A 7,208-nucleotide genomic window follows, 5' to 3' on the forward strand; every position below is an offset into this window, starting at 1 on the left:
TCGTTTTCATAAGTATTTAATATTAATGTTAGTATTGACACTGTGATTTTCAGGTAAAGTTATCCGGCAGGTCAATCCTTTATTGTAACATATGTTGCACACTTTCAATGACTTTCATCAGCTATTCGGTCTTGATCACACCGGCTGGGCTTTTAGCTGATTCACTTTTAAAAACTCCTGTATTTTATCTTCAAAAACCACCAGATCCTTCCTTGCTATCTGATAGCCGGTAGTTTTTACAGACGCGCCTTTCTTCCCTCCTGTCAGCAGGTCAGCAACCCATAGTTCTGTTACAATCTCCGGGGGCCTGTGTAGCAACCTGATCAGCTTTCTGGTGAGCTTTTCTTTTTGCCCTTCCACTCCACCACAAACCGTGATAAAGGAATAGCGACTGATCTCTTTTCTGTTATTCTTTAGGAAGGTTTTTAGGGGTGCGGCCAGCCTGCCGACCCATATGGGTGCCATAAATATGAAATTGTCATAGTCAAGCAGCGATACCTTATGGGGTTTCAGCCTGGCATCACGATTAAAAACAATATCCAGCAGTATAGTGAAACCGTTTCTTTTCTTCACTTCTTCAATCTTCAACAGATCACACGACAACCTTCTTTTCAGGTCATTGGCCAGTATATCATTATTGCCGGTAAACGAATAGTATACTATCAGCGTCCTCATTTTATATCTGGGTTTAGCATGGTTTAATAAAATACAAGAAATAAGATTTGAGACTGATTAGGTATGACCTGTGTCAAGTTAATGTATGATTGTTGTCGCTCAGGGGAACATAAACAGATAAGAAAACCAATATCGCCTTCACTTCACCTGTGTTTGTGCTGTCTGATCCAACGTTTCATTTTTCTGCTTTTCGCATAACATTAATGCCTTGTCTGTCATTTATTAAATGATGAAACAACCATCGGCCCTACTATGAAAATATTACAAAGTGGTTCTCCAAAAAGCGGCAATTTCTGGCTATACAAAATCTTGCAACAAATCCTGAAAAGAAGTGGAAGGGACACGGTAAGTTTTATAGAGCAGCACCCCATATATCCTTTGGCCAAAACATGGGATCTCAACTTTCCCGAGCAATGCAGGATTGATGTACTCGAGATCACCGACCTGCAGTACCGCTACCGGATCAGCAGTGTTTTCAATATGCCCATAGATGATATAGAGGCCTATATAGCCGGCACAAACCACGTGTGGACCCACTCGCCGGTTTGTAAACGCAGTGAAGAGGCGTTCCGGTTATTTGACAAGATCATTTATATCATCCGGGACCCACGAGACAGGGCCTTGTCCGCAGCCAAATATTATACTTCCGAATATATGAGAAAGTATTTCCCGCAACCGGAAAGCGACCCTCAACAATTTCTGGATAAGAATTTCACACGGCTTATGCAAGAATGGGTCTGGCACGTGTGGGACCACCTTCGGTTAAGCGCAACCCATGATATTCACGTTACTTTTTTTGAAGGCTTCAACTCCAGTTTTCAACAGGAACTGACCATACTGCTGGATTATCTCAAAGTAAAGCTCCCTGTTATCCACAAAGCAGAGCTGGCGCAAAGTACCAGTTTTGAAAGTATGAAGGAGGAAAGCCCCAAACATGTTAAGAAAGGTAAATCCGGCCACTGGAGGGATAAACTGAGCGAAGAGCAAATGGAAGAGGCTGCCATTATAGCCGGCCCCCTGATGCAATACCTGGGTTATCCGCTGGATAAGGATGAGGATTTCAGGCCAAACAGAGCGCACAATGCTTCAAATTTCGAAAAGCTGAAACAGCAGATCAAAGAATCTCAAAAAGCACTGCAATCATCATAACAGTTGCTACCAAACTCCCAGTTGCCGCCCGATGGCTTTTACCTGTCCTATAGTGTAGGCATTGTGGTGAAATGTGGTCATGGCAGCCCAGGCAAGTGTTTTTCCATTGGAATAAACCTTGTAAAGCTCTGTATCCGGGTCTTTGACCAGGTTGATCATCTCCTCCAGGTCTTTCTGAAATTCGGCAATGGAATTATTCCATATCTCTTCATTTTCGGGAACCGGGTTGTCAGGCCAGTAAGCTTCCGGCCATACCTCCGGATTGTCTTCCGGGTCTTTCATAAACTGAAGCAATACCTTTTGCCGGTGCTTCATGTGCTCCAGTAAACTCCAGGCTGAGAATGGCAGGCCATCCAGATCAACTCCGGCCTTATCGAAATGGAACTCCTCCAGTAGAATGACCACCGGCGCAAACCCTCCTTTCAGCAGCTCAACCAAATTATCACGCATGATCACATCTGCCTGCTGGTCAACAGTTATACTATTTTGCATTGTTTTTACCTCCTTTTTAAACGTCCGATGTGCTCAATATCGACATAGATTTGTCTGAGGACATCTTGAAATAATTGATCACGCCACCTACGATCACCACTTTAATCTGCCTTGGGCTCAGGTTGTGGTTAAGCTCATAGGTCTGTCCTTTGGTCTCATTGATGGCATACTGTACCTCTCCTTTCAGAAAATTATCCACTACATTTTCCAGTTTGATCATGTCGTTTTCCTCCACAGAATCATAATCTTCCGGCCGGGCAAATTCGAAAGGTATTATCCCGAAGTTGATCAGGTTTTGCCACCCCAGGCGGGCATAGCTCTTGGCCAGCACAGCAACCTGCCCCAGGTACCTGGGGGCAATGGCAGCATGCTCCCTGCTGGAACCCTGAGCGTAATTCTCCCCGGCCACCACGATATGGCCACTATGCTTATCGTACACTTTCCGTGCTTTTTTATAAAATTTATCATCTACTACCGCATAAGCCCACTTACTGATAGCAGGGATATTACTTCTTAAAGCCAGCACTTTTACTCCTGCCTTCAGTATTTCATCTGTCGAGATGTTATCCCCCATTTTGAGTATTACCGGCACTTTGTAGTCATTCTCCAAAGCAGGGAACTCAGGGAACGATTTGATGTTCTTGCCCTTTTGGAGCTGGAGTTCGCCTCCATCTTCTGAGGGAGCCAGCAACATATCAGTATTGATGATCAGGTCTTCGGGATACTCATACCGCGGATATTTGGCATCGTAGAGCTTTTCAAGGTTCCTTGGATCGGTAATTTTCCCGGTCAGTGCAGAAGCTGCGGCTGTTTCAGGGCTGCACAAATACACCTGGTCATCCAGCGTACCTGAGCGGCCGGGAAAGTTTCTGGGCACTGTACGCAGGCTGATCTTGCCAGACGCAGGAGCTTGCCCCATACCAATGCACCCCATACAACCCGCCTGATGAAACCTTGCTCCTGACCTGAAAAGGCTGGGAAAAGAGGATGTGGCTATTAAATTCTGTACAATTTGTCTTGAGGTGGGGTTCACATCAAGTGAAACATCAGGATGAACGTTTTTGTCTTTCAGGATCTCCCCTACCACCCAAAAATCACGAATACCGGGGTTTGCCGAAGACCCTACAACAGCTTGTGCTATAGGTTTGCCTTCTACTTCTTTTACACTCACTACATTTCCCGGACTGCTCGGGCAGGCAATAAGGGGCTCAAGAGTGGAGAGGTCTATTTCGTCTTCAAGGTCAAATGTAGCATCATCGTCCATGCTGATTTCAACCCAGTCTTCCTCACGCTGCTGAGAACGCAAAAAGCGGCGTACCTCTTCATCCGAAGGGAAGACCGTTGAGGTTGCTCCCAGTTCAGTGCCCATATTGGCTATCACATGCCTGTCCATAGCACTCAGGCTGCTCAGGCCTGGACCGAAGTATTCAATGATCATGCCCCGGCAGCCTTTTACATCATACCGCCTCAGCATTTCCAGCACCACATCTTTGGCACTTACCCAGTCCGGGAGCTCACCTTTAAGTCTCACTCCCAGTATTTTCGGCATTTTAATGTATAAGGGCTCCCCTACCATGGCAAACGCCACATCCAAACCACCTGCACCGATCGCCAGCATACCCAGGGCGCCGGCCGCCGGAGTGTGGCTGTCGGAGCCTACCAGTGTTTTTCCGGGTATACCAAACCGCTCCATATGAACGGGATGGCTAACACCGTTGCCCGGTCTGCTGAACCATATCCCGAATTTCTGCGCTGCTGATTTAAGGAATACATGATCATCAGCATTGCGGTAGTCAGCCTGTATAAGGTTGTGGTCTACATACTGAACTGAAACTTCTGTCTTTACCCGGTCTATACCCATAGCCTCCAGCTCCAGCATAACCATGGTACCTGTGGCATCCTGTGTGAGGGTTTGGTCGATCTTAAGGCCTACCTCCTCACCCGGATTCATCTCTCCATCTATCAGGTGGGATGATATCAGTTTTTGGGAAACATTGAAATTACTTTTCATAGGCAGACATTTTAGGTTCTACTTTTAGAACAATGCCAAATGCTGATGGTTATCTGATTCAGGAAACTCATTTTAGTCAACTGCCGAACAATAAAATTTCAATTTATTATTTTCCTATCACGATTATTAATAATTAATAAAAATCAATAATTTCACATTAATAACACAAAAACATATATCAAAAACCAAATTTTTAACTTAACCAACCATCTTATGAAAAAAATAGTATTGGCTTTAAGCATTTTTCTACCCCTGTTTACCTCATGTGATCAGGAAGAGACTCCCCTTGAAGTAAAAAAGGGAGAAGTTCAGTTTGGCATCGATATGGACGATGTTAAATCAGCAACCAACGGCAGGTTATCTGATGATGTAAATATTGAAGACCTGACACTTTCAATCGAGTTTGTGGATGAGAACGGTGAGCTTTCCGTGCATGGTTTATTTGGCATTTCAAAACTGGATTATGACCAAAAACCCTGGGAAAACGATAAGTATGTCACTGAAACCTTCCTATTGCCGGAAGGCTCTTACACCATCGAAAGGTTCAACTTGTCAATGCCTACAGACGACAACAGCCCGTTTTATGCCACTCCCTACAAGGGTTCCAACCTGGCTTATCTGGTAGACAAGCCTCTACCAATTAAGATAGAAGTGCTGGCAGGACAATTGACCACCACTTCTTTGGAGGTAATTGATACTGAAGGCAGGGAGTATGAAGAGTATGGTTATGATGTTGGCGTGTTTGAAGTTGTAGAGCTTGCTGACCTTCAATACATCGCCTATACTTATGATAAGGTAAATGACGAACTTGTAGAAATAGGAACTACCGTTACCATTTATAATGAGGCAGGGAAAAAACTATTTGACAGGTTTATTACACCCGGTCTGGCTTATATCACCATGAGGGCAGACGGCTGGGATGATACACATACCATAATAGTGGAGAAAAACGGTTATAAAACGAAATCGTTCGAATTCAGGCCCGGAGACTACTTTGTCAATAATGGCACTCCTCTCCAGGTAACGTTGGAAAAAGAACTGGAATAACTTACTGCTAAAGAAGCTACTTCAATGTTTACCAATTCATTGAAGTAGCCTCTTTATCAAATCATTCCTCCTGATCGCATTGCACATCCTCCACACTGTTAATGATCACGGTACTTCCCTTCATGCACACATTGGCAAAACCCTCCAGATATTCAAATTCAATCCTGACACGCTTTCCATTAACATACTCAAAATCTTCCAAAGGATTTTCCACCGCCTGAGGGGGTGTTCCGCAAAAGTATGGCCATACGGGGTAAAGGTATTCACCATTTTTCAACCTAAACAGAAACCCGCAGCCATCCAGGCCGGTATGGTCCTCAACTACGGCGTCGTAACTACAGTTATTAGGTTCTATACCAGGCTCCGAATGGCAGGCAGCAAGTATTAGGGCCGATACAATCAGGGCAAAGGGCTTATACATTTTCATAATCGATTTGGTTTGGATTACTTAAAAGACACCATTTATGAACAGGAGGTTGTAAGACTTTGGCCACGTGAAGGATCAATCTAAATTTCTGTGGAGACTTTAACATTCCGAATCTATGTTTGAATGCCTCTGATAAAAGCAGTTGCAAACTCCTCCAAGGTTTTATACATAAAATGAGTCAAACTGCGGCGTATGTCATTTATTTGTATCAAATTTGCTCTATAACAGAAAAGATGATGGATCAGAAAATACAAGAAATAAAAGGTGGTGAAGGACTGGGGCAACTCAGGTTCGGCATGTCTACCAGCCAGGTGAAGCAAATCATAGGTGAGCCTGACGAAGTTGAAACCTACTCATATGAAACGGAAGAAGGTGAGCTTAGCGAAACGTGGCATTATGATTCACTGGAGTTATCTATTTCGTTCGATGAAGAAGAAGACTGGAAACTGGTATCTATCGCTATCAGCGCCCCGGAGGTGACCTTCAAAGGCCATAAACTGATCGGCCTCAAAAGAGATGAACTGATCAAGACCCTTGAAGGACTGGATTTGGGCAACCTGGAATTTGAAGATTGGTCATCGGCAGAGACACCAAACCACAAACTTATTTCGGCAGAGGAACACGAAATAAATTTCTGGCTGGATGATGATACATTGTCTGAAATACAGCTTGGCCCTCTGTTTGATGATAATGACGACATTAAATGGCCTAAGATCGGTTAAGCCAAAGCCAGGATATAAATTAAAGTTAAGAGGCTGCATCAAATATTTCCGCTCCTGATGAAAGAGTGTTGTGGTATTTGGTGCAGCCTCTTTTTTTGCGATAAACTTTATTCTTTATTTTTTGTACATTTATTTCGCGATCTTCTTTTTAGTACCGATTATATACTTTAAATTATGAATTTAACTTGTTGGCTTTAATGTATCTAATATGAAATTCAGTGAAATCCTAAATCTGTTCCGGCAGGGCAAAAGTACCGCCAAGAGCCATATGAAAAACCTGATTGAAATGGCTGCGGCAGACGGCAATTTTGATGATGTAGAATACCAGTTGCTCCAGCGCATAGCCAAGAGAAATGGCATCTCAGGGGGACAGCTAAAATCGATCAGAAACAACCCTGACACCGTGGCCTTTGAAATACCCGAGGACAAACTGGAAAGATTCTCCCAACTATATGACCTTGTACATATGATGATCATTGACAATGAGGTGCATAGTGAAGAGAAGAAGTTGTGCAACCTGTTTGCCATCAAGTTTGGTTACCCCCGCGAACGCGTTGAAGAAATTATCAGCACCATTCAAAGCAATATTGGTAATGGCAATGACCATGAAAATACCCTGCAAAGAGTGGAGTGGATGTTGATTTCATAGACGCCTGTTCAGCCTAACCTTACCTTTTTCGTTAAA

The 7,208-nt window shown here is 43.8% G+C and carries 8 protein-coding genes; 4 read left to right on the forward strand and 4 right to left on the reverse strand.

Features of this window, described 5'->3' with window-relative positions; translation table 11 throughout:
• Positions 1-135: 135 nt before the first annotated feature.
• On the reverse strand, positions 136-675 hold the full coding sequence (locus E1163_RS03995; protein WP_155169707.1) for a flavodoxin family protein: 540 nt from the start codon (positions 673-675) through the stop codon (positions 136-138).
• A 252-nt stretch (positions 676-927) separates the two neighbouring features.
• On the opposite strand from E1163_RS03995, the gene E1163_RS04000 reads away from it, so the two are divergent.
• Positions 928-1,824: a sulfotransferase domain-containing protein gene (locus tag E1163_RS04000; protein WP_155169710.1), complete on the forward strand. Its 897-nt coding sequence runs from the start codon at positions 928-930 to the stop codon at positions 1,822-1,824.
• Positions 1,825-1,830: 6 nt separating this feature from the next.
• Here E1163_RS04000 and E1163_RS04005 read toward each other — a convergent pair whose 3' ends face one another.
• Both E1163_RS04005 and E1163_RS04010 read right to left on the reverse strand, forming a co-directional pair.
• The gene (locus E1163_RS04005) at positions 1,831-2,316 is read right to left on the reverse strand and encodes a hypothetical protein (RefSeq protein WP_155169713.1); all 486 of its coding nucleotides are present in this window, start codon (positions 2,314-2,316) and stop codon (positions 1,831-1,833) included.
• A 16-nt stretch (positions 2,317-2,332) separates the two neighbouring features.
• Positions 2,333-4,327 (reverse strand): aconitate hydratase, encoded by a 1,995-nt coding sequence (locus E1163_RS04010; RefSeq protein WP_155169716.1) that lies wholly within the window; start codon positions 4,325-4,327, stop codon positions 2,333-2,335.
• Between the two features lie 213 nt (positions 4,328-4,540).
• Between E1163_RS04010 and E1163_RS04015 the strand changes: the two genes are divergently transcribed.
• Complete coding sequence (locus tag E1163_RS04015) at positions 4,541-5,374, forward strand: hypothetical protein (protein WP_155169719.1); 834 nt, start codon at positions 4,541-4,543, stop codon at positions 5,372-5,374.
• Positions 5,375-5,435: 61 nt separating this feature from the next.
• Here E1163_RS04015 and E1163_RS04020 read toward each other — a convergent pair whose 3' ends face one another.
• Positions 5,436-5,801, reverse strand: coding sequence for a hypothetical protein (locus tag E1163_RS04020; protein ID WP_155169721.1), 366 nt, complete (start codon positions 5,799-5,801; stop codon positions 5,436-5,438).
• A 233-nt stretch (positions 5,802-6,034) separates the two neighbouring features.
• Here E1163_RS04020 and E1163_RS04025 point away from each other — a divergent pair, with 233 nt between their 5' ends.
• Together E1163_RS04025 and E1163_RS04030 are read left to right on the forward strand one after the other, a co-directional pair.
• On the forward strand, positions 6,035-6,523 hold the full coding sequence (locus E1163_RS04025; RefSeq protein WP_246223493.1) for an outer membrane protein assembly factor BamE: 489 nt from the start codon (positions 6,035-6,037) through the stop codon (positions 6,521-6,523).
• Positions 6,524-6,731: 208 nt separating this feature from the next.
• Positions 6,732-7,172, forward strand: coding sequence for a tellurite resistance TerB family protein (locus E1163_RS04030; protein ID WP_155169722.1), 441 nt, complete (start codon positions 6,732-6,734; stop codon positions 7,170-7,172).
• Positions 7,173-7,208: the final 36 nt, after the last annotated feature.

Origin of the sequence: Fulvivirga kasyanovii (assembly GCF_009711405.1) — a bacterium.
Lineage (GTDB): Bacteria > Bacteroidota > Bacteroidia > Cytophagales > Cyclobacteriaceae > Fulvivirga > Fulvivirga kasyanovii.

Excerpts from the sequence above, each read along its gene's own strand:
- E1163_RS04015 (WP_155169719.1), top strand. The coding sequence starts at position 4,541 with ATGAAAAAAATAGTATTGGCTTTAAGCATTTTTCTACCCCTGTTTACC.
- E1163_RS04010 (WP_155169716.1), bottom strand. The coding sequence starts at position 4,327 with ATGAAAAGTAATTTCAATGTTTCCCAAAAACTGATATCATCCCACCTG.
- E1163_RS04005 (WP_155169713.1), bottom strand. The coding sequence starts at position 2,316 with ATGCAAAATAGTATAACTGTTGACCAGCAGGCAGATGTGATCATGCGT.
- E1163_RS04020 (WP_155169721.1), bottom strand. The coding sequence starts at position 5,801 with ATGAAAATGTATAAGCCCTTTGCCCTGATTGTATCGGCCCTAATACTT.
- E1163_RS04025 (WP_246223493.1), top strand. The coding sequence starts at position 6,035 with ATGATGGATCAGAAAATACAAGAAATAAAAGGTGGTGAAGGACTGGGG.
- E1163_RS04000 (WP_155169710.1), top strand. The coding sequence starts at position 928 with ATGAAAATATTACAAAGTGGTTCTCCAAAAAGCGGCAATTTCTGGCTA.
- E1163_RS04030 (WP_155169722.1), top strand. The coding sequence starts at position 6,732 with ATGAAATTCAGTGAAATCCTAAATCTGTTCCGGCAGGGCAAAAGTACC.
- E1163_RS03995 (WP_155169707.1), bottom strand. The coding sequence starts at position 675 with ATGAGGACGCTGATAGTATACTATTCGTTTACCGGCAATAATGATATA.